The sequence below is a fragment of the Acidobacteriota bacterium genome, from assembly GCA_016716715.1.
Taxonomy (GTDB): Bacteria; Acidobacteriota; Thermoanaerobaculia; order UBA5066; family UBA5066; genus Fen-183.
On sequence record JADJVE010000016.1, the window covers coordinates 1 to 20,136 of the forward strand.

26 protein-coding genes and 3 pseudogenes are annotated in these 20,136 nt (G+C 70.7%); 26 read left to right on the forward strand and 3 right to left on the reverse strand.

The window, feature by feature from the left end:
* From IPL89_17160 to IPL89_17180, 5 genes are all read left to right on the forward strand, one after another.
* On the forward strand, nucleotides 1-222 hold a 222-nt coding region (locus tag IPL89_17160; GenBank protein ID MBK9064895.1), incomplete at its 5' end, for a response regulator.
* A 7-nt stretch (nucleotides 223-229) separates the two neighbouring features.
* Nucleotides 230-388, forward strand: a complete 159-nt coding sequence (locus IPL89_17165; protein ID MBK9064896.1) for a response regulator — start codon at nucleotides 230-232, stop codon at nucleotides 386-388.
* A complete protein-coding gene (locus IPL89_17170) occupies nucleotides 385-1,374 on the forward strand; it encodes a diguanylate cyclase (protein ID MBK9064897.1) in 990 nt (329 codons plus the stop codon). Before IPL89_17165 ends, IPL89_17170 begins: the two co-directional genes overlap by 4 nt.
* A gap of 232 nt (nucleotides 1,375-1,606) precedes the next feature.
* On the forward strand, nucleotides 1,607-2,044 hold the full coding sequence (locus IPL89_17175) for a hypothetical protein (protein MBK9064898.1): 438 nt from the start codon (nucleotides 1,607-1,609) through the stop codon (nucleotides 2,042-2,044).
* Nucleotides 2,045-2,130: 86 nt separating this feature from the next.
* Entirely contained in the window at nucleotides 2,131-2,316 is a 186-nt protein-coding gene (locus tag IPL89_17180) for a hypothetical protein (protein ID MBK9064899.1), read from the forward strand.
* Nucleotides 2,317-2,507: 191 nt separating this feature from the next.
* On the opposite strand, the pseudogene lpxK reads toward IPL89_17180, so the two are convergent.
* Nucleotides 2,508-3,632, reverse strand: a pseudogene (gene lpxK, locus IPL89_17185) (tetraacyldisaccharide 4'-kinase).
* Between the two features lie 76 nt (nucleotides 3,633-3,708).
* Nucleotides 3,709-4,242 (reverse strand): annotated as a pseudogene (locus tag IPL89_17190) (hypothetical protein).
* A gap of 134 nt (nucleotides 4,243-4,376) precedes the next feature.
* On the opposite strand from IPL89_17190, the gene IPL89_17195 reads away from it, so the two are divergent.
* The 11 genes and pseudogenes from IPL89_17195 (at nucleotide 4,377) to IPL89_17245 (ending at nucleotide 13,902) form a co-directional block, all read left to right on the forward strand.
* Complete coding sequence (locus IPL89_17195; GenBank protein ID MBK9064900.1) at nucleotides 4,377-5,873, forward strand: sigma-70 family RNA polymerase sigma factor; 1,497 nt, start codon at nucleotides 4,377-4,379, stop codon at nucleotides 5,871-5,873.
* Complete coding sequence (locus IPL89_17200) at nucleotides 5,783-6,424, forward strand: hypothetical protein (protein ID MBK9064901.1); 642 nt, start codon at nucleotides 5,783-5,785, stop codon at nucleotides 6,422-6,424. Before IPL89_17195 ends, IPL89_17200 begins: the two co-directional genes overlap by 91 nt.
* A 148-nt stretch (nucleotides 6,425-6,572) precedes the next feature.
* On the forward strand, nucleotides 6,573-9,332 hold the full coding sequence (gene tadA / locus IPL89_17205) for a Flp pilus assembly complex ATPase component TadA (protein ID MBK9064902.1): 2,760 nt from the start codon (nucleotides 6,573-6,575) through the stop codon (nucleotides 9,330-9,332).
* Between the two features lie 188 nt (nucleotides 9,333-9,520).
* A complete protein-coding gene (locus tag IPL89_17210) occupies nucleotides 9,521-9,979 on the forward strand; it encodes a hypothetical protein (protein ID MBK9064903.1) in 459 nt (152 codons plus the stop codon).
* Complete coding sequence (locus IPL89_17215; GenBank protein ID MBK9064904.1) at nucleotides 9,976-10,233, forward strand: hypothetical protein; 258 nt, start codon at nucleotides 9,976-9,978, stop codon at nucleotides 10,231-10,233. Before IPL89_17210 ends, IPL89_17215 begins: the two co-directional genes overlap by 4 nt.
* A gap of 412 nt (nucleotides 10,234-10,645) precedes the next feature.
* Nucleotides 10,646-11,521: a hypothetical protein gene (locus IPL89_17220; protein MBK9064905.1), complete on the forward strand. Its 876-nt coding sequence runs from the start codon at nucleotides 10,646-10,648 to the stop codon at nucleotides 11,519-11,521.
* Nucleotides 11,518-11,763 carry a hypothetical protein gene (locus IPL89_17225; protein MBK9064906.1) on the forward strand — a complete coding sequence of 82 codons (246 nt, stop codon included), beginning with the start codon at nucleotides 11,518-11,520 and terminating at the stop codon, nucleotides 11,761-11,763. The genes IPL89_17220 and IPL89_17225 overlap by 4 nt, the downstream gene beginning before the upstream one ends.
* Nucleotides 11,760-12,221: a hypothetical protein gene (locus IPL89_17230; protein MBK9064907.1), complete on the forward strand. Its 462-nt coding sequence runs from the start codon at nucleotides 11,760-11,762 to the stop codon at nucleotides 12,219-12,221. Before IPL89_17225 ends, IPL89_17230 begins: the two co-directional genes overlap by 4 nt.
* Before the next feature lie 449 nt (nucleotides 12,222-12,670).
* The gene (locus tag IPL89_17235) at nucleotides 12,671-13,204 is read left to right on the forward strand and encodes a hypothetical protein (protein MBK9064908.1); all 534 of its coding nucleotides are present in this window, start codon (nucleotides 12,671-12,673) and stop codon (nucleotides 13,202-13,204) included.
* Nucleotides 13,205-13,348: 144 nt separating this feature from the next.
* Nucleotides 13,349-13,729, forward strand: coding sequence for a hypothetical protein (locus IPL89_17240; protein MBK9064909.1), 381 nt, complete (start codon nucleotides 13,349-13,351; stop codon nucleotides 13,727-13,729).
* A pseudogene (locus IPL89_17245) lies at nucleotides 13,678-13,902 on the forward strand (type II protein secretion system D protein). Before IPL89_17240 ends, IPL89_17245 begins: the two are co-directional and overlap by 52 nt.
* Here IPL89_17245 and IPL89_17250 read toward each other — a convergent pair.
* Complete coding sequence (locus IPL89_17250; protein MBK9064910.1) at nucleotides 13,890-14,123, reverse strand: hypothetical protein; 234 nt, start codon at nucleotides 14,121-14,123, stop codon at nucleotides 13,890-13,892. The pseudogene IPL89_17245 and the gene IPL89_17250 overlap by 13 nt on opposite strands.
* 125 nt (nucleotides 14,124-14,248) lie before the next feature.
* Here IPL89_17250 and IPL89_17255 point away from each other — a divergent pair, with 125 nt between their 5' ends.
* From IPL89_17255 to IPL89_17300, 10 genes are all read left to right on the forward strand, one after another.
* Nucleotides 14,249-14,620, forward strand: a complete 372-nt coding sequence (locus IPL89_17255) for a hypothetical protein (GenBank protein MBK9064911.1) — start codon at nucleotides 14,249-14,251, stop codon at nucleotides 14,618-14,620.
* Nucleotides 14,621-14,635: 15 nt separating this feature from the next.
* Nucleotides 14,636-15,115 carry a type II secretion system protein gene (locus tag IPL89_17260; GenBank protein MBK9064912.1) on the forward strand — a complete coding sequence of 160 codons (480 nt, stop codon included), beginning with the start codon at nucleotides 14,636-14,638 and terminating at the stop codon, nucleotides 15,113-15,115.
* A 10-nt stretch (nucleotides 15,116-15,125) separates the two neighbouring features.
* Nucleotides 15,126-15,536: a type II secretion system protein gene (locus IPL89_17265; protein ID MBK9064913.1), complete on the forward strand. Its 411-nt coding sequence runs from the start codon at nucleotides 15,126-15,128 to the stop codon at nucleotides 15,534-15,536.
* On the forward strand, nucleotides 15,536-15,958 hold the full coding sequence (locus IPL89_17270; GenBank protein ID MBK9064914.1) for a type II secretion system protein: 423 nt from the start codon (nucleotides 15,536-15,538) through the stop codon (nucleotides 15,956-15,958). Before IPL89_17265 ends, IPL89_17270 begins: the two co-directional genes overlap by 1 nt.
* A gap of 22 nt (nucleotides 15,959-15,980) precedes the next feature.
* A complete protein-coding gene (locus tag IPL89_17275; GenBank protein MBK9064915.1) occupies nucleotides 15,981-16,175 on the forward strand; it encodes a hypothetical protein in 195 nt (64 codons plus the stop codon).
* Between the two features lie 22 nt (nucleotides 16,176-16,197).
* Nucleotides 16,198-17,940 carry a dUTP diphosphatase gene (dut, locus tag IPL89_17280; protein MBK9064916.1) on the forward strand — a complete coding sequence of 581 codons (1,743 nt, stop codon included), beginning with the start codon at nucleotides 16,198-16,200 and terminating at the stop codon, nucleotides 17,938-17,940.
* A complete protein-coding gene (locus tag IPL89_17285) occupies nucleotides 17,937-18,722 on the forward strand; it encodes an MBL fold metallo-hydrolase (GenBank protein ID MBK9064917.1) in 786 nt (261 codons plus the stop codon). The genes dut and IPL89_17285 overlap by 4 nt, the downstream gene beginning before the upstream one ends.
* Nucleotides 18,723-18,743: 21 nt before the next feature.
* The gene (gene purS, locus IPL89_17290) at nucleotides 18,744-18,986 is read left to right on the forward strand and encodes a phosphoribosylformylglycinamidine synthase subunit PurS (protein ID MBK9064918.1); all 243 of its coding nucleotides are present in this window, start codon (nucleotides 18,744-18,746) and stop codon (nucleotides 18,984-18,986) included.
* Nucleotides 18,986-19,705, forward strand: a complete 720-nt coding sequence (gene purQ, locus IPL89_17295) for a phosphoribosylformylglycinamidine synthase subunit PurQ (GenBank protein MBK9064919.1) — start codon at nucleotides 18,986-18,988, stop codon at nucleotides 19,703-19,705. Before purS ends, purQ begins: the two co-directional genes overlap by 1 nt.
* 2 nt (nucleotides 19,706-19,707) lie before the next feature.
* Nucleotides 19,708-20,136 (forward strand): histidinol-phosphatase (locus IPL89_17300; GenBank protein MBK9064920.1); only part of this gene is annotated, 429 nt, incomplete at its 3' end.

A 20,136-nucleotide genomic window follows, 5' to 3' on the forward strand; every position in this document is an offset into this window, starting at 1 on the left:
ACGAACACCAAGGTGGGCGAGGAGTCCGTCGACGGTCTCGAGCTGACCCGGCGCATCCGGGGCTGTGAGAGGCCCATTCCCGTCATCCTCGCCACCGCCCATGCCATGCGCGGCGACCGGGAGAAGTTCCTCTCCGAGAGCGGCGCGAGCGGCTACGTGGCGAAGCCGATCATCGACCACATGGGGTTCGTCACCGCCGTGAGGTCTCAGCTCGGGAGCTGAGGCGTCGATGTCCGCACCCTCCGCCCGGATCCTCGTTGTCGACGACGACCCCCTGCAGCGACAGCTGATCGCCGCGATGCTCACCGGGACCGGCTACGACGTCGACACCGCCGGCGACGGTCGCGAGGCGCTGGAGCGCGTCCGGCTAGGCCCGACGTCGTCGTGACCGACTCCGAGATGCCGGTGATGGACGGCATCACCCTCTGCCGTCTCATCAAGGGAAACGAGCTGATCCACTCCACTTACGTCATCTTCCTTTCGGCGCACGGGGCCACGAACGCGAAGGTGACGGCCCTCGACGTCGGCGCCGACGACTACCTGGTGAAGCCCGCCGACGAGAACGAGCTCCGGGCGCGCGTCCGCGCCGGGCTCCGCCTCCAGCGCGCGCTCGCCGAGCTCGAGGCGAAGAACGAGCTCCTGGAGCGCCTCGCGCTGACCGACCCGCTCACCGGCCTCGCGAACCGTCGGGCGTTCGAGGAAGCTCTCTCCACCGAGACGGCCCGCGCCACGCGCCACGGCAAGCCGCTCTCCCTCCTCTTCCTCGACCTCGACCACTTCAAGGACGTGAACGACCGGCACGGGCACGCGGTGGGCGACGAGGTCCTGTCGGCCGTTTCGGATCTCCTGAAGCGGCTGGGGCGTCGCGGCGACATGAGCGCCCGGATCGGCGGCGAGGAGTTCGCGGTCATCCTGCCCCAGACGTCCCTGCCCCAGGCGAAGCTCGTCGCGGAGCGGATCCGCGCGGCGCTCGAGGCGTCGCCCGTCGGCCGGAGCCAGTTCGTGTCGGTGACGACCTCGATCGGCTGCTCCTCGTTCGACGGCTCCGGAACCGTGGCGTCCTCGGCCCTCCTCAGGGCCGCCGACGAAGGGACGCTCTACACGGCGCGAACCAGGGCCGAGGGGCGGCTGGGAAGAGGGTGCCCGAATGACGCACAATCCGGGGGGTGTTTGGCCCGAGCCCAAGCCCGTGGCGAGCGCCACCGGTTGTGGGAACGCCACAGCCACTGCGCAGGCGGGCCGCCACTTTCGGATCCTGTCCCGCCCTGGACCATCCATTGCTCGCGCCGGAGGCCGGCCCGCCGGGGGTCAGGGCCTCCGGAGTCCGCTCCTCCTTCGTCAGGGTCCGGACGTCGATCGGCTCCTCGATCGTGATGCGATAGCGGCCTCCGGGGCCAGTCCGGAAGGAGGAGGTGGGCAGGATGAGCGCCTCCGTCTTGTCCGCGAAGCGCGCCACGGCGGACGTGGTGGACGCGGGGCGTCCGAAGAACGGTACGACGAGGGCGTCGGGCGTGCGGGCGTGCTGGTCGGGGAGGATGCCGATCGAGCCCCCCTTCCGCAGGGTCCGGAGAACTTCTCTCGCGGCGTCCGCCTTGGGAATGAGCCGATGGCCGCTCCTCTCGCGGAACGCCGTGAAATACCGGTTGATCTCGGGGTTGTCGAGCGGCCGGACGACGATCGTGGCGGGGAGGCCGAGCGCGCCGAACGCGAGGGCGCCCGCCTCCCAGTTGCCCAGGTGCGGCGTGAGGAAGAGAACGCCGCGCCCCGACGCGACGGCCGCCCGCGCGAACTCCGCGCCCGAGACTTCGAACCGCGAGACCAGCGACTCGAGCGGCTCGTGGAACGACCAGACGATCTCGGCGCCCAGTCCGCCGAGGTGCTCGAAGACGCGCCGGGAGAGCGTTCGTACCTCCTCTTCCGAGAGCTCGGGAAAGGCCCGCGCGAGGTTCGTCCGCGCGAGCCGACGGCGCTTGGCGTCCACACGCATCCAGAGCCGCCCCAGCCGCTGGCCGAAACGCTCGGCCCCGGGGAGCGACAGGCGTGAGAAGAGCCAGACGGCGAGCCGGAAAGCCGACGCCTCGACGCGATTCCGGAAGGTCGATCGCTGCTTTGCCACACGAGGGCTGCCTCTTGAGCCGCGCGAGCACCTCGGAGATGAAGTCCTTCTCGAGGATCTGCATCTCGATCGCCACACGAAAGATCGGCAGGCTCACCCTTCCCTCCAGCTTCACGGCGTCCTTCTCGGTCGTCACGATCGCCGTCGCGCCCGCCTCCTCGGCCTCGCGGAGGATGCCGCCGATCGCCACGTCGCCGTAGGGGTGGTGGTCGCGGAAAACGCCAGGGAGGCGGGACGATCTTGAGGCCGGCGGGCCAGCGTCGCGAAGAACGCCTCGGGGTGCGCCAGACCGGCCACGGCCACCGCCGTGCCCGGGTAGATGAAGGTCGGTTCGACGGTCTCGCCGCGGTCGTCGGTGATGCCGAGCACGTTGGTCCGCGCATGGTAGACAGGGGTGGGCCTGCTCGGTCTTCGTCACGACGAGAAAGTCCGCGCGCGCGAGGGACGCGAGGGGCTCGCGCAGGCGCCCGGCGGGCAGGAGCGCGCCGCCGGCGTCGGGCGCCGTCGCGTCGAGGAGGACGACGTCGAGGTCGCGCGCGAGGGCGACGTGCGAGAAGCCGTCGTCGAGGAGGTGAAGAGTCGATGTCGGGGCCAGCGCCTCCAGCCGTGCGCGCGCCGCGCCCCGCCGCGCGTCCGCCAGGATCGGGACGCGCGGCAGCGCCCGCGCGAGGACGAGCGCCTCGTCGCCCGACGCCCGGACGTTCGCGACGGTCCCCGCGCCGTCGGAGACGACGACGGGTCCGACGCTTCGCCGCCCGTAGCCTCGCGTCACGATGGACGGCCGGAGCCCGCGCGCGAGGAGCCCGCCCGCGAGCCACCTCAGGAAGGGCGTCTTCCCCGTCCCGCCCGCCGCGACGTTGCCGATCGAGAGGACCGGCCGGCCCGCCTTCCGCACCTTCAGGACGCCCCGCTCGTAGAGCGACAGGCGCGTCGAGATCGCGGCGCCGTAAAGCGCGGCGAGAGGAGAGGAGGCGCCTTTCACACGGGCGCTGACTGCCGTCGAGGAGCGCGAGAGCGATGGCCACGGCACGCGCCGCGGCGCCCGACGACGTCGCGAAGAGGGCTCGGCGGCGTTGCCGGCGCGGCTCCTCCGCGCCTCGTCCGCGACGAGGCGAGGAACCGCGCGGCGACGTCGCCGGCGTCGGCAACCGCGAGGCAGCCGTCGCCGGCGCCCTCGACGGAGGCCCGGATGTTCCAGATGGACGGGCCGACGAGCGTCGGCAGGCCCGCGCGGAGCGGCTCGAGGACGTTGTGTCCGCCGCGGTCGCCGAAGGTCCCGCCGAGGAGGGCCACGGTCCCGAGCCGATAGGTGCCAGCGAGCTCGCCCACGGGGAGCCCCCGGCCCTTCGGCGAGCCGGCTCCTCCGGGCCAGGCGGAGGCCCCGGCTCCCTGCGAGGCGTGCCGCACGCGTCGAAGACCTCGGGCCGGCGCGGCGCCAGGACGAGGAACGAGGGGAGCCGGCGGCCGCCAGGCGGCGCCGCGCGGCGAGGAGCAGGTCGAGCTCGTCCCCGGCCAGGGAGCCCGCGACGAGGACCGGACGCGGCCGCGAGGGCCCGGAACGCGCCCGGCGAAGGCGGCTGCGCGGGCGCGGGGCGGTCGAACTTCAGGTCGCCCGCCACCGCGATCCGCTCTGCGGGATGCCGATCTCGGCGAAGCGGGCCGCGTCCTACTCGGTCCGGGCCGAGACGCGGGTGAGGGCCGAAAGGGGGCCGCGACAGCAGCCGCCCGGCGGTCCAGAACCGCACGGACCGGTCCGACAGGCGCGCGTTCACGAGGAGCACCGGAGTCCGCTGCGTCCGGGCCTCGGCGAGGACGGCGGGCCAGAGCTCGGTCTCTACGAGGACGAGCAGCCGCGGGCGTTCGGCATCGAAGAAGCGCCGCACCGCGGACGGGAGGTCGAGAGGAAACGGCCGGGTGGCGACGGACTGGAAGCGCCCGGCCAGAAGGCCACGCCCGCGGGCGTGGTCGCGCTGACGAGGAGGCGGAGCCCGGGCCTCTCGGGCCCGCGGGGAGGCCACCTCACCTGCGGGAGACGCCCTGATCTCCACCTCGCCCACCGACACGCGGCCTGGACCCAGACGCGGCCTGACGGAGGGCAGGCCGGGGCCACAGCCGGGGAGAATCAGCGGCTCAAATCTATTCGCGGCAAGGAATTTAAATCCGCATGCGCCGGGGCTGGATTATACTGGCGGACCGGCCTGGAGCCGTGGTCTCCGTGATAGACGAAGAGAAGCCGAAAAACGTAGAAGACGCCGAAACCATGATGCGTCTCGTCACCACCGCCTCGACTGCCTCGACGGCACCGCGTCGACCGCCGGCCGACGTCGCCGGGGGCGGGACGGGACGTGCCGGCCACCGAACGCGCGCCATCGAGCGGGCGCTGGTCCGGCAGGCGCAGGAGGGCGACCCCGAGGCCTTCGCGCAGCTCGTCCAGCGTCGGACACCCGGTGTCGTGGCGTTCCTCCGCCGGATGCTCGGCGACGCCGAGGATGCGCGGGACGTCGCGCAGATCACGTTCCTGAGGGTCTGGGAGAACATCGGGCGCTACGACCCCGCGTGGGCGTTCTCGACGTGGCTGTTCCGCATCGCCGGCAACCTCGCGATCGACGCCCTGCGCGCGAAGAAGACCCGCCAGCGGACCGGAGCAGGAGAACTTCCGCCTCGTGAAGGGCGCGGACGGTGGCCGCGCCCGACGGCCCTCGGCGCGCTCCACCGCAAGGACGTGCCGGCGGTGTTCGAGGCCTGCGCGGGCGTGCTCTCCGAGAAGCAGCGTCGGTCTTCGTCCTGCGGGAGTTCGAGGAGAAGGAAGCGCAAGGAGATCGCCGCGATCCTCGAGCTGCCAGGAGTCCACCGTGCGCAACCACCTCTTCCAGGCGCGCCGGATCCTGCGCGACGAGATCCGCAAGCGCTATCCCGAGTTCGCCGGAGGCGCGCGATGAGGGCCGTCGTCTGCCTGGCACCCTTTCCCAGGCGCCGCCGTCCGTCTTTCCCTTTCGAAGAGCTCTCCTCCGCCGGAGGACCTCTCCTCTCCCTGCTACTCTCCGCCGACCTGAACGCTCATCTCGCCGCGTGCGCCGGCTGCCGCGCCGACGCGATCGAGCGCGGACCCGACGCTCGTCTTCGCGCGCCTCGCGGCGTCCGGCGCCGGAGCCCGCGTCCTCGCCGCGCCCCGCGAAGCCCAGCGCCGACGTCGCCGACGTCCTCGCCGCCAGTCCTCGAGGTCGACCGGCCGCGCCGCCTGACGCGCTCGGGCGCCGACGGCGCCCGCCGCGTCCTGGTGGCGCACGCACCGCGTCGCGCAGGCGGCCGCGCTCGTCGCGCTCACCGCCGGTCTGGCGGGTCTCGTCCGCTGGGAGCGCGCCCGCCCCGCCGGGCCGGCGGACACGGCTCGCGTCCTCCTCCCAGCCCGGCGGGGCCGACGCTCCCGTGCCGGCCGACGCACCCGCGCGTCCCCTCATCGAGGGCGTGCGCAGCCCGAACGCGCGCGTCTACGAGTTCGCCTCGGCCTCCCCCCGGGAGCCGGCCGTCGTGTTCGTCGCGAACCCGAACGCGGACCTCTGACGTGACGGAACGCCGCCCGCCCCCGCCCAGGCCGCCGCGGCCGTTCTCGCCGCGGCCGCCGTCCTCGCGCTCCTCGCCCCGGCGGCCGCGGGCGCGCCGCCCGCCGTGGTCGTGCGCGTCTTCGCGCTCAAGCACCGCGCGGCCGACGAGGCGCTCCAGCTCGTGCGCCCGCTCCTCTCGGACGCGGGCTCCGTGATGCTCGAGCCGAGGACGAACGAGCTCACCGTCCGCGACGCGGCGGCCTCGGTCGACCGGGCGGCGCAGGCGATCGCGGCTTACGACGTCCCCCTCCGGGGAGTCGACGTGGCGGTGACGCTGCTGAAGGCGACGTCGGACCCGAAGGCCGCGCCGTCGATGGCCGACGCGTCGGCGGAGATCCGCGGGATCGGCGAGCGACTCAAGAAGCTCTTCAACGTGACCGACTTCACCCGCCTCGACTCGGTCGTCGTGCGCGGCATCGAGGGCCAGCGCGTCGCCTACGCGATCGGCGCGACGTATCACATCCAGTTCGTCCTCGACCCGTCGCGCGACGGCAAGCGCCTGCAGTTCCGGGACCTCTCGCTCGAGAGGGTGCGGCGCGAGGGCGGCAAGGAGACGCGCGGCGAGATCCTCCACACGTCGATCAACGTGAACATGGGCCAGCCGTACATCCTCGGAGTGGGCAAGGACGAGGCGGCGCGCGGCGCCCTCTTCCTCGTCTTCTACCCCGAGTGGACCCGGCCGGGCCCGGGAATCCTGCTGAACTGATGGCGACGTACGTCTGCCGGCTCGGGCTGCGCCGACGGGGCGATCGCGACGCGCACGATCGAGGCGTCCGACGAGGGCGCGCTGCGCACCGAGATCGCGCGCCTGAACGCGCGGCTGTTCTCCGTCAAGGTCGCCGGGGACGCGCCCGGTGCGGCCGCGCCGGGGCGCCGAATCGCGCTTCCGCGTCTCTCCGCAGGGGCGCGGCGGCACGGTCAAGATCAGCGAGTTCCTCGTGTTCAACCAGGAGCTCGTCGCGCTGCTCAAGGCCGGGCTTCCGATCGTCGCCGGCTTCGAGATCCTCCTCGAGCGCCAGGAGAACGCGCGCTTCAAGGGGATCCTCCTCGACGTCCGCGAGCAGCTCATCTCGGGCGTCGCGCTCTCGGACGCGTTCCTCTCCCACGGCGACGTCTTCCCGCGTCTCTACGCGACGTCGCTCAAGGCCGGGGAGCGCTCCGGCGAGGTCGAGAAGGTTCTGCGGCGTTACCTGGCCTACCAGAAGATCCTCGCGGCGCTGCGCCGCAAGGTCACGGGCGCGCTCGTCTACCCGGCGGTCCTGATCGGCCTCTCGATCGGCCTCGTCACGATCCTCATGACGTACGTGATCCCGCGCTTCCGCGAGTTCTTCGCCGGGTTCGAGGGCGGGCCAGCTCCCGCTCATCACGCGCGTCGTGATCGGGACGGCGGATTTTCTCCGCGGACACATCCTCCTCGTCCTCGCGGGGCTCGTCGTGGCGACGATCGCCTTCACGCGGTGGAAGGCCACCGAAGCCGGGCGGCTCGGATGGGACGGGTTCCTTCTGAGACTGCCGCTCATCGGGACGATCCTCCACCAGTTCGCGCTCTCGCAGTTCACCCGGTCGCTCGCCACGCTGGTGGGCGCGGGCACGCCGCTCGTCCCCGCCCTCGACATCTCGTCCGGCGCCATCGGCAATCAGCGGATCGCGAGGGCCGTCATGTCGGTGGTGCCGAAGGTGCGCGAGGGGGCCGAGCTCTGGAAGAGCCTCGAGAACACGGGGCAGCTCACGTCGCTGGCCGTGGAGATGATCAAGGTGGGCGAGGCCACCGGCGCGCTCGAGGAGATGCTCACGAACGTCTCCGAGTTCTACGACGAGGCGATCGAGGGCTCGCTCCAGAAGCTGATCAACCTGATCGAGCCGGTCATCCTCATCGTGATGGGGTCGGTCATCGCCACCATCCTCCTCTCCGTCTATCTCCCGATGTTCTCGATCCTGTCCAACATCAAGGCCTGAGGGCCAAGGAAGCGCATCGACGCAGAGCACGGCCCGCCGCAACACTCCGTCGACGCCGCGATCCCGCGCGTCCTCGACGCGGCCTCCGAGGAGACCCGCGCCAGGCAGCGCGCCAGCGCCTCGGCCTCCCGTACGTCGACCTCTGGACGTTCCGCATCGACCCGGACGCTTTCCGCGCCATCCCGCTCGAGTGGATGCTGAGGTTCGAGTTCGTCCCCGAGAAGGAAGAGAACGGCGCGCTGGTCGTCGTGATGGCCGACCCGACCGACGTCGTGAAGCGCGACGAGCTCGAGAGGCTCGTGGGGAAGCGCCTCAAGGTGAAGGTGGGCTCCCGCGTCGCGATGCAGGAGATCCTCCAGAAGTCCGAGTCGACGCAGCGCGTCCTCGAGGAGGCCACCGAGGACTTCCGGATGCAGGTGGTGCGGGAGGACGAGGAAGGCCAGGAAGTCCTCACCATCGACCGGATCGCGGCCGACGCGAGCCCGATCATCAAGCTGGTCGACTCCGTCCTCTTCAACGCCATCCAGCGCCGCGCCTCCGACATCCACATCGAGACGCAGGAGAACGTCGTCGTCATCAAGTACCGGATCGACGGCGTCCTCTACCCGGCGATGGAGCCGATCGACAAGAAGCACCACCAGACGATCATCAGCCGCATCAAGGTCATGTCCGAGCTCGACATCGCCGAGAAGCGGATGCCGCAGGACGGCCGCTTCAAGATCCGCGTGAAGGGCCGCACGATCGACTTCCGCGTCTCGATCATGCCGACCGTCCACGGCGAGGACGCCGTCATCCGGATCCTCGACAAGGAGTCGGCGAACGCCGAGTTCAAGAACCTGCGCCTCGACGTCCTCGGGATGGGCCCCGGGACGATGCGCCGCCTCCGCAAGTTCATCCGCGAGCCATACGGCATTCTCCTCGTCACCGGCCCCACCGGCTCGGGCAAGAGCACCACCCTCTACGCGTGCCTCTCCGAGATCAAGTCGATCGAGGACAAGATCATCACGATCGAGGACCCGGTGGAATACCAGCTGCGCGGCATCACGCAGATCCCCGTCAACGAGAAGAAGGGGCTGACGTTCGCGCGCGGCCTGCGCTCGATCCTGCGCCACGACCCCGACAAGGTCATGGTCGGCGAGATCCGCGACGAGGAGACGGCGCAGATCGCCGTCCAGGCCGCGCTCACCGGCCACCTCGTCTTCACCACGGTCCACGCCAACAACGTCGTCGACGTGCTGGGCCGCTTCCTCAACATGAAGGTCGAGCTCTACAACTTCGTCTCCGCGCTGAACTGCATCCTGGCCCAGCGCCTCGTGAGGAAGATCTGCCCGCACTGCAAGGTCGAGTTCAAGCCGACGGCGCAGCTGCTGGAGGAGTCCGCCCTCTCGGCTGCGATGGTGGAAGGGATCACGTTCTACGAGGGGCGCGGCTGCATCGAGTGCAACGGCACCGGCTTCTACGGCCGGATGGCGATCACCGAGCTCCTCGACCTGTCGGACAAGATCCGCACGCTCATCCTGGACAAGCGCCCGGCGCCCGAGATCAAGCAGGCCGCGAAGGACGAGGGGATGACCTTCCTCCGCGAATCGGCGCTGAAGAAGGTGTTCATCGGCGAGACCACGTTGAGGGAAGTCAACAAGGTGACGTTTGTCGACTAGCGTCTGGACGAGGCTCCTCCGTCTCAAGCGGCCGCAGCACGCCTTCGTCCTCACGGAGAGCCGGCTCGTCTACGTGAGCCGCCGCGATCCCTCCACGGGGAAGCCGTCCACCGCGGAGAACGCCGTGGTGAGCCGCCTCTCGGCCGCTCCCCGAGGGGACGTTCCGGCCCGGCAAGGGGAACGCTCCCGTGGCCGACGGCGCGCTCCAGAACGCGATCATCGCGCTCGTCCGCGAAGGGGGGGGGAAGGTCCACGCCGCCTCGCTCGTGGTGCCGGACCACTTCGTCGAGGTGCTGTCCGTGGACGTGGACGACCCCGACAAGAGCCCGAAGGAGGCCGCGGAGATCCTGTCGTGGAAGTTCGCGAAGGTGTTCGGCGAACCGCTCCGCCCTGCGGCTCTCGCTGGCACACGGCCGGGCCGGGCGCCGACGGGCGCGGGTCCTGGCGCTCGCGACGCCCGAGGAGGCCGCCGCGTCGTGGGAGGCGCCGTTCGCGGCCGCGGGCGTCCGGATCGGCTCGCTCGAGACGGCGTCGCTCGCGGTCTCGGCGCTCGGCCAGGCGGCCGTCTCCGGGAACGGCTTCGTCGTCTGGGCCGAGGGCCGCTCCACCACCGCGCTCTTCTTCGAGAACGGCCCTTCGCTTCATGAGGACGCGCCCCACGGCCGATCCCGAGGACGCGCTCCAGGAGATACGCCTGGCCGCGTCGTTCGTCTCGAAGAACGGACCGATCGACGTGGAGGGCGCCTGCGCGGCGGGGCCGTTCTCGTCGCCGGTCGTCGAGCGCTTCCGCGCGTTCCGCGCCGAGGCCGGCGGCCGCGAGCCCGTGGCGATCGGCGGCAAGGCCGGTGACGACCCTGCGATCGCGGTGGCGCTGGGCGCGATGGCGAAGGCGGAGGGCTGATGTCGCTGAACCTCGCGAAGCGCCCTTTCGTCAACACCCGTCCGGCGAACGCCGTCGCGGCGTTCCTGGCGGTCGTGGTGCTCGCCCTGTCGGCCCTCAGCCTCCGGACGGTGCAGCGTTACCTGAACGACTCGGAGAAGACGCGCGCCGCGATCGCCACGCTCTCGAAGGAGAACGCCCGGCTCGACGAGGAGCGGCGTCTCGGCGAGAACAGGCTCTCCGCGCTTCAACCTGGGGGACCTCGAGGACAGCGCCCTCGTCGCGAACGTCCTCGCCCGGAAACGGGCCTTCTCCTGGACCCGCCTCCTGTCGCGGCTCGAGGAGGTGCTCCCGACCGAGTGTCGGGTGATGTCGATCAGCCTCGCGAAGGTGACGAAGGAGCCGGCCAAGGTCTCCTGCGCCCGACGAAGAGGTGCGGATCGATCTCAACCCCGTATCGCGCGATCCGGACGGCCTCCCCCGGGTCCTCAAGGCGTTCTACGGCTCCGAGTACTTCGACAAGCCGTCACCCCAGCAGGAGCTGGGCCCGGACAAGGGCTCTCCCGACGGGCATCAGCTCCGGCTCAGCGTCGTCTACAGGGACAAGGGCGCGGGCCGTCCCGAGCCGGCCGCGAGCGCCGCTCACCGAGAGGAGCCGCCGAAGGCGCCGGCGCGGGAAGCGGAGAAGGCCGGGACCAGGCCGCGGAGCCCTCGACGAAGCTCGCGAAGGGGGCGTCCGTCATCACCAGTCGCCCGCCGCCACGCCGCCCGAAGCGCGAAGCCGGCCGGAGGCCCGCCGAAGAATCACGCGGCGGGGGTCTGGCGCGCGCCGGGTCTCTTCTCAGTCCTCCTCGTCCTCATCGGCGTCAACGCCGCCCTCCTCGTCTCGTACAACGGCCTGTACGAGTCCCGCGTGCGGGCCCTCCAGGAGACGCAGAAGAACCTGGAGGAGCGGAAGCGGGAGGTCACGGCCTCCATCGCGAAGCTGAAGGCGAGGGAGGAGGAGCTGGGCGCACTCCGCGAGAAGGGCTCCAGACCTTCTACACCGAGACGCTCGGGACGCGGAAGGAGCGGCTGGCCGCGCTCATCGAGGACCTCGCCGCCTCACCGGAAAGCCGCCATGCGTCCCGACGAGATCTCGTATGCCGAGGACGACACGGGCCGCATGTCGATGACGTTCCTCCTCCGTGGCAAGTACATCGACGTGAAGAAGCTGATGGCCGAGCTCGAGACCAGCGACAGCTTCTTCGTCCTCGAGGGGATCGCCGTGGCGGCCGACGACGACGACCCGGACGGCCCGGCAGCGTGAGCGGCACCGCCGACGGGCACTACTTTCCAGACCCAGACCTCTCAAGGTGCGCCGAAGGGCGCCGCTTCCGCAGCCAGAAGACGGCCGGCGAAGAGGCCCGCGGCGCCTGGCGAAGGGGCGCGCGAAGCCGACCGCTCGGCGGCAACAACCGCCTCTACGCCCTCCTCGCCGTGCTGGCGGCCATCGCCGCGTACAACTTCTGGCCGCGCGACGCGGCGCCCCGGCGGCCGGTGGCCCCGTGACGACGCGCGGCGCCAAGCCCGTGGCGCTCGACTCGTTGCCGATCCCGGCGTTCAACCCGGATCCCGCGAAGGGCGGGCCGATCGAAGGGAAGGTGGGGCGGAACATCTTCCGCTACTACAACTCGCCCACCGCCACGCCCACGCGGACGCCGCCGCCCCCCCGCCGAAGCAGCTCGTTCGGCCCGCGGACCGACGACCACCGCCCCACGAACACCCCGATCATTCCCCCGAAGGTTCCGTATACCGCGATAGCGATCATGGGACCGGAGGGAAACCGGATCGTGGCGCTCGAGGAAGGGGCGCGGCTCATCAACGCGCGGGAGGGCGACGTGATCGACAACCGCTTCAAGGTCCTGAAGATCAACCGCGAATCGGTCGACTTCGGCTTCCCCGATCTCCCCAAAAGCATCACCACGCGGCTCCCCGTGCAGGGAGCGGAAGGCTCCAAAGGAAAGTAGATGACGACCCGAGCGATGAGAACATTCCCGGCGCTTCTGCTCGCGGCGGCGGCGCTCCTCGGAAGCGGCTGCGCCGCCACCCGCTCCTTCCGCGACGCCCAGCGCGAGGAGACGCTGGAGCACTGGGACCTCGCGGTCCTCGGCGTACGACAAGGCCCCTCCAGGGCGAGCCCGAGAACGGGCGTACAAGATCGCCTACCAGCGGGCGAAGCTGAAGGCGCCGCGCAGGCGCACTCCAAGCGCGGCCGCATCCACCGATCGCCGGACAGCTGGACCTGGCGGCCATCGAGTACGAGCAGTCCGTCGCGCTCGACCCCACGAACGACGCGGCGCTCCAGGAGCTGAAGATCGGGAAGGGCCGCCCTCGGCGCGCGGCGGGAGAAGCCGCGGGAGGGACGAGCATCGAGAAGGCCAAGGCGAAGGCGAGGGGCGCGCGGATCACGCCGCCCATGCTGAACCCCGCCTCCGACAAGCTGATCGACTACTACGTCCCCGGCGAGGTGGAGATCAAGAAGATCTACCAGGCTATCTGCTCGGCCGCGGGGATCAACGTCATCTACGACCCGCAGCTGAAGAACGACAAGTTCTCGATCGACCTCCGCGGGATGACGTTCCAGAAGGCGCTCGAGACGACCATGCGCCAGGCGGGGCACTTCTACAAGGTCTACGACGAGAGGACGATCATCATCGCCCAGGACACCCAGCAGAACCGCAAGGAGTACGAGGACCTCGTCATCCGGACGTTCTTCCTCTCGAACGGCGACGTGAAGGACGTGTCGGCGATGGTCCGGTCCATCCTCGACCTCCGCCGCCTCGCCACGATCCCGCAGCTGAACGCCATCGTCATCCGCGACACCGCCGACAAGGTGGCCGTGGCGGAGAAGATCATCGAGATCAACGACAAGGCGAAGGCCGAGGTCGTCGTCGACGTCGAGCTCCTGCAGATCGACACGAACAAGCTCTCGAGCTCGGCGCCGAGCTGAGCTCCTACCAGCGCCGTCTACGGTCCCCCCGGCACCGCGACCGGCGGCTCGGGCGGAACGGGCGGCACCGGTGGAACCGGCGGCACGGGCGGCACCGGCGGCTCGACCGCGACGACGAACGTCCTGTGGAAGGACCTCTTCAAGGTGGGTCTCTCCGACTTCTCGTTCGCCATTCCCGCGATCACCTTCAACTTCATCAAGACGAACTCCGAGGCCGAGCTCCTGGCGAAGCCCCAGCTCCGGATCGCCGAGGGCGAGAAGGCGCAGCTGACGATCGGCGACCGCGTCCCGATCCCGGTCACCACCATCAACACACAGCAGGCCATCGGGTCGAGCGGCGGCATCGTCCCCATCACGTCGTACCAGTACCAGGACGTCGGGATCAAGATCGAGATCGAGCCGCGCGTACACCACAACAAAGAGGTGACGATGAAGCTGACGATCGAGGTCTCGCAGCTCGGGGCGACGAACGAATCGGGCCAGCCGACGATCGGCACCCGACCATCACGTCGACCATCCGGCTGAAGGACGGCGAGACGAACTTCCTGGCCGGGCTCATCCGGAAGGACATCACGAGGTCCAAGAGGGGAGTCCCGTTCCTGAGCGAGATCCCGCTGGTGGGACAGCTCTTCTCGCACAGCGTCGATTCGCAGAACCGGAAGGACCTCTTCCTCACCCTGACCCCTCACATCATCCGCTCGCCGCAGATCACCGAGGAGGACCTCCTCCCCATCTGGGTCGGCACGGAGAACAACGTCAGCTTCTCGGGCGCGGCCACGCGGCTCGAGTCGCCGAACGCCATCGGCTCGCCCTTCGACGCGCCGACCAAGCCGCAGGTCATTCCCCAGTCCGCGCGGCCGGTCTCCACCACGCCCGGAAGCACGATTCCCCAGGGGAGCGGCCCGAACGACCCGTTCAAGCGGGGCTCGCCGCCGCTGACGAATCCCAACCCGTCCCCGATCAAGGGGAAGGAACCTCGTCTCCAACGGGGAGCCGCTCGCCTCGCGGGCGCCGGCGCTCGATTTCACCACGGAGGTGGAGTCGGTGAAGCCGGGCGAGGTCTCCGTGGTGTCGCTGAACGGCGTGGCGGGGATGCCCGACCTGAACGCCCTCGAGCTGACGGTGGAGTGGAATCCGGCCGTGGTCGAGGTCACCGGCATCGCGGCCGGCCCGTGGCAGGGCGGGCCGACGGGCGGCCAGGTGCGCTTCGAGGCCGAGCGGGTGCCGGGCCGGGCGCGGCTCCAGTTCGGGCGCGCCGCGGGGACGACGGGCCTTCCCGAGGGCGTCCTCGCGAACCTGGCCGTGCGCGGCGTCGCGTCGGGCACCACGTTCCTGCGCGTCTCGGCCGCCGCGGCCCTGGCCAAGAACGGGCCCGCAACGCCCGCGGCAATGCCGCTCACGCTGACGGTCGAGTAGGGGAGAAGAAAGGCGATGTCGAAAGGCCTCTTCAGCCGGAAAGCCCGCACACGCGGCTACTCGCTGATCGAGCTGTCGATCGTCTGCGCCATGATCGTCATCCTCACCGCGATGATCGTCCCCATCACGCGGTTCACCCTGATCCGCCAGAAGGAGATGGAGCTGAAGATGGCCCTCCGGAACATGCGGAGCGCCATCGACGAGTACAAGCGCCTGTCGGACCAGGGGCTCGTCCCGGTCGACCTCGACACCGACGGCTACCCGAAGACGCTGGACAAGCTCGTCGAGGGCGTGGACCTCGTGGGCCAGATCAAGAAGAAGAAGCGGTTCCTCCGCAAGATCCCGATCGACCCGATGACCGGCAAGGCCGAGTGGGGCCTGCGCAGCGTGCAGGACGAGCCCGACACCACCTCGTGGGGAAGGCAGAACGTCTACGACGTCTACTCCCTTTCCGAGGCCACCGGGCTCGACAAGACGAAATACAAGGACTGGTGACATGAGACGCCTGAAGCGAAACCGCGGGTTCACCCTGATCGAGCTCCTCGTCGTGATGGCGATCATGGGGATACTCGTGGCCGTTGCGATTCCGGCCCTCCAGAAAGCGCCGATCACGGCCAAGGAAGCGGCCCTGAAGGAAGATCTCTTCACGTTCCGCCAGTGCATCGACCAGTTCTTCGCCGACAAGGGCCACTACCCCGAGTCGCTGGAGGTGCTGGTGACGGAGAAGTACATCCGGAAGATCCCCATCGACCCGATGACCAAGTCAGCCGAGACCTGGGAGCTGGAGTTCGAGGAGCCCGACGCCACCGAGACCGCGAGCGAGCAGCCCCCGGCATCATCAACGTCACGTCGGGCTCGCCGAAGATCGCGCTCGACGGCACGGCGTACAACACCTGGTGATGCGACGGTGACGTGATGAGGAAGCCCCGGCGCCTCCGCGGCTACACGCTCGTCGCGCTCCTCATCGGTCTCACCCTGATGACCATCATGATCGCGGCCATCCTCCCGCTCGCCTCCACCCAGAGGCAGCGCGAGGACGAGGAGGAGCTGATCTTCCGGGGAACCCAGTACGCCGAGGCGATCCGGATTTTCCGGCGAAAGTACGGGCGGTACCCCACCGCCCTGAAGGAGATGCTCGAGACCAAGCCCCGGACGATCCGGAAACTCTGGAAAGACCCGATCCTGAGGTCCGACGACTGGGGCCTCGTCACGCTCAGCCAGGGCGGGGCGGTGGACTATCCCGACCCCGGTGCCCGGGAGAGGGGGAACGGGTGGCGCCGTCAGAACGCCCACACCCGCGCCGAGCCCCACGCCGGACCACTTCCGGAGCACGGGTGACGCCGCGGGGCCGGTCGCCTCCGTGGGCCCCATTCTCGGCGTCTACTCCAAGTCGAAGAAGGAAGGGCTCCGCACGTTCCAGGGCCGGAAGGCCTACGAGGAGTGGAAGTTCACCGAGAACACCGTCGGCCAGGGCGCCGGCGTCACGCCAGGAGCCGGCGTGCGCGACGGCACCCCCACGAACCTCCCGCCGGGAGGGGGGCGGAGGAAGAAGTAGGGCACGGCTTAAGATCCGCGCCGTGCTGGCCCGAACCCTCACCGACGGCACCGCCGTCTGGATGGACCCGATGCGCGACGTCGAGAGCGTCGCGCTCGGCGTCTACGTGAAGGGGGGCTCGGCCGACGAGGCGCCGGAGACCCTGGGCTCCACCCACTTCCTGGAGCATCTCCTCTTCAAGAGGACCCGCCGGCGCTCCGGCGCGGCCATCGCGCGGATGACCGACCGCCTCGGGGGCGACTGCGACGCCTACACCACGAAAGAGTCGGTCTGCTTCCACGCCCGGACGCCCGCCAGCCGCCTCACCGACGCCATCTCTCTGCTCCTCGACCTCACCGAGGCCCCGGCGTTCACGCGGGACGACGTGGAGACGGAGCGCGACGTGATCCTGGAAGAGATGGCCGACGCGAACGACGTCCCCGAGGATCGCCTGCACGACGCCTTCGTCCGCGCCCTCTGGCCCGCGCACCCTCTGGGCGCCCCGATCCTCGGCACCGAGGAGACCGTCCGGGGCCTCTCGCGCGACACGCTCGTCACGCGCTTCCGCGAGATCTTCCGGCCCGAGCGGATGGTGATCGTGGCCGCGGGCGCCTTCGAGCCCGACGCGCTCGTGACCCAGCTCCAGCGGGCGCGGGACCTCCGGACGCGGCGCGCGAAGGCGCCCACGCCCCTTCCGCCGCGCCGCGCGGCCCCGTCGCCGCGCGCGGCCCGCTGCGCGTTCCACCTGGTGCGCCCCGACCTCACGCAGACCCACCTCCTGATCGGCTCCGCAAGGCCTCGCGTTCGGGCACCCGCTCATCACGGCCGCCACGCTCGGATCGGTCATCCTGGGCGGCGGCGTCTCGTCGCGGCTCTGGCGCGGCGTCCGCGAGCGGCAGGGGCTCGCCTACCACGTCGGCTCGGGCCTGACCGTTCACCGGCGAGCGGGCGTCTTCCTCATCGAGGCCGCCACCCAGCCGAAGAACCTCCCGAAGCTGGTGAAGACGACGCGGCAGATCCTCCGGCGCATCCTGAGCGACGGCGTCACGCCCGCCGAGCTCGTCCGCGCGAAGAACCAGGTGACGGCCGAGATCGCGCTGAGCCTCGAGTCGACCGCCGCGCGCCGCGAGGCGGCCGCGCGGACCTGGCTCTACCGCGGCCGCCCCGAAGAGGTGAGCGAGGTCCTGGCGCGGGTGGCGAAGGTCACCGTGGAAGACGTGGCGAAGGCCGTGCAGCTCCTCTTCGCGAGCTCGATGGGCCTCGGCATCACCGGGCCCGTGGTGCCGGGCATCTCCGTGGACGAGCTGGCGGGAGAGCTGGCCGCGTGACGGCGGCCCCGGGGCTCGTGGTGCGCTACCGCCTGGCTGACGCCTTCCGGGACCTGGCCCCGCCCGCCTACGCCACCGACGGGGCTGCCGGCGCCGACCTGCGGGCCGCGCTCCCTTCGCCCCTCACGCTCGAGCCGCTCCAGCGGGCGCTCGTCCCGACGGCCCTCACGCTCGAGATCCCGCCGGGCTTCGAGGGCCAGGTGCGGGCGCGCTCGGGCCTGGCGCTGAAGAAGGGGATCGCGCTCGTGAACGGCGTCGGCACGATCGACTCGGACTACCGCGGCGAGGTCGGCGTCCTCCTGATCAACCTCGGGTCCGAGGCGGTGACGCTCCGACGCGGGGACCGGATCGCGCAGCTCGTCGTGGCGCCCGTGTCGCGGGCGACTTTCGCCGAGGCGGACGAGCTGGTCGCCTCCGCCCGCGGCGCCGGCGGCTTCGGCAGCTCCGGCGCGTCTTGATCGAGATCTCGTTCCTCGGCAGCGGGTCGTCCGGCAACTGCGCCGTGGTCCGGTGCGGGAAGACGGTCGTCCTCCTGGACGCCGGCCTCTCGATGAGGGAGACGAAGAAGCGTCTGGCGCTGCGGGGCGTCGCCCTCGACGAGGTGCGGGCGCTCTTCCTGACGCACGAACACGGCGATCACGCGCACGCGGCGTGGACGCTGTCGAGGAAGCTGGAGGTCCCGATCTACGCGACGCAGGGGACGGCCGCTGCCGCCGGCCTCCCCGGCCCGCTCTTCGCGGACGTCCGCTGCGTCCGCGACGGGCGCGACTCCGTCCTCGCGGGCGGCGACCTCCACGTCCGCGCCACGCGGACGCCGCACGACGGCACCGAGTCGGTCTGCTACGTCTTCGCCGACGGCGCGGGCCGGCGCGTGGGGGTTGCGACCGACCTGGGCCACCTCTCGGCGAAGGTGGCCGCCGCGCTCCGCGACTGCGAGGTGCTGGGCCTCGAGGCGAACCACGACGTGGATCTCCTGCGCACCGGAAGCTACCCGGTCGTCCTGAAGCGCCGCATCCTGTCCGACGTGGGCCACCTCTCGAACGACGCCGCGGCCACGGCGCTCGAGACGCTCATCGGCCCAAGGACGTGTTCCCTGGCGGTGCTCCACATCTCCAAGCACAACAACACCCCCGCGCTCGCGGAGCGGACGATGGCGGGCTCCGTCCGCTCGATCGGCGCGCGCGTCCGGCTGGAGGTGGCGCCGCCCGATTGCCCCACGCCGTGGCTCGGGGCGGGTTAAATTCGGGGCGAAGGAGCGACGATGAGAGTGGAAGTGAGGGTCATGCCGAAGTCGGGAGTTCTCGACCCGCAGGGAAAGGCGATCGCGGGGGGGCTCACACGGCTCGGGTTCGAAGGCGTCGAGGACGTCCGCGCGGGGAAGGTCTTCACGATCGACCTCGCCACGGCCGACGCCGCCGCGGCGCGCGAGGAGGCGCGCCAGATGGCCGAGAAGCTCCTCGCGAACCCGGTCATCGAGGACTTCGAGGTGGAGGTGAAGGGCTGATGTCGCGGAAGCCGCGCGTCACCGTCATCCTGTTCCCCGGCTCGAACTGCGATCACGACGCCGTCCACGCCGCCGAGACCGTGATGGGGGCCGACGTCCTGCTCGTCCGCCACGACTCGCTCGACCTCGGCGATCCCGAGCTCGTCATCCTCCCCGGCGGGTTCTCGTACGGCGACTACCTGAGGAGCGGCGCCATGGCGCGCTTCTCGCCGGTGATGGAGTCCGTCGCGGCCTTCGCCACCGACGGAGGAGCCGTCCTCGGCATCTGCAACGGCTTCCAGATCCTCTGCGAGGCCGGCCTCCTGCCGGGCGCCATGCTCCGGAACGCCGGCCTCCGCTTCCTCTGCAAGGACGTCTACCTGAAGGTGGAGTCGCGGAGGACGCCCTTCACCATCGGCATCCATCGCGGCGAGGTGCTCCGCGTCCCGATCGCGCACGGCGACGGCAACTGGACGGCGTCGCCGGAGACGCTGGCCAGCCTCCAGGCGAACGACCAGATCGTCTTTCGCTACGTGAACGCCCGCGGCGAGAGGACGCCCGACTCGAACCCGAACGGCTCCCTCGACGACGTGGCCGGCATCTGCAACCTGAACGGCAACGTCGTGGGCCTGATGCCGCACCCCGAAAGGTGCGCCGAGGCGATCCTCGGAAACGTCGACGGCGCGCGGCTCTTCAAGTCCTTCGAATCGTCCCTCCTCGGGATGGGGACGGCGGCCTGACCGTGCGACCTCGCGGCCCGATCGTCGTCGTCCTCGGCCTCCTGTGCCTCCTGCAGGGGGCCGCGACGGCTCACGACGTCCGCGTGAGGCGCCCGCTCCGGCTTCCGGACATCGCGGGCTTCCGGACCCTCCAGTGCGACTTCCACACCCACACCGTCTTCTCGGACGGCGAGGTCTGGCCGGACGTCCGCGCCGAGGAGGGGTGGCGCGAGGGCCTCGACGCCGTCGCCATCACGGACCACATCGAATACCAGCCGCACAAGGCCGACCTCCCGACGAACCATGAGCGGCCCTACGAGATCGCCGCGGCGCACGGCGACAAGCTCGACCTCCTCGTCATCCGCGGCTCCGAGATCACCCGCAAGATGCCGCCCGGGCACCTCAACGCGATCTTCCTGAAGGCCTCGACGCCGCTCGAGACGCCGGAGTGG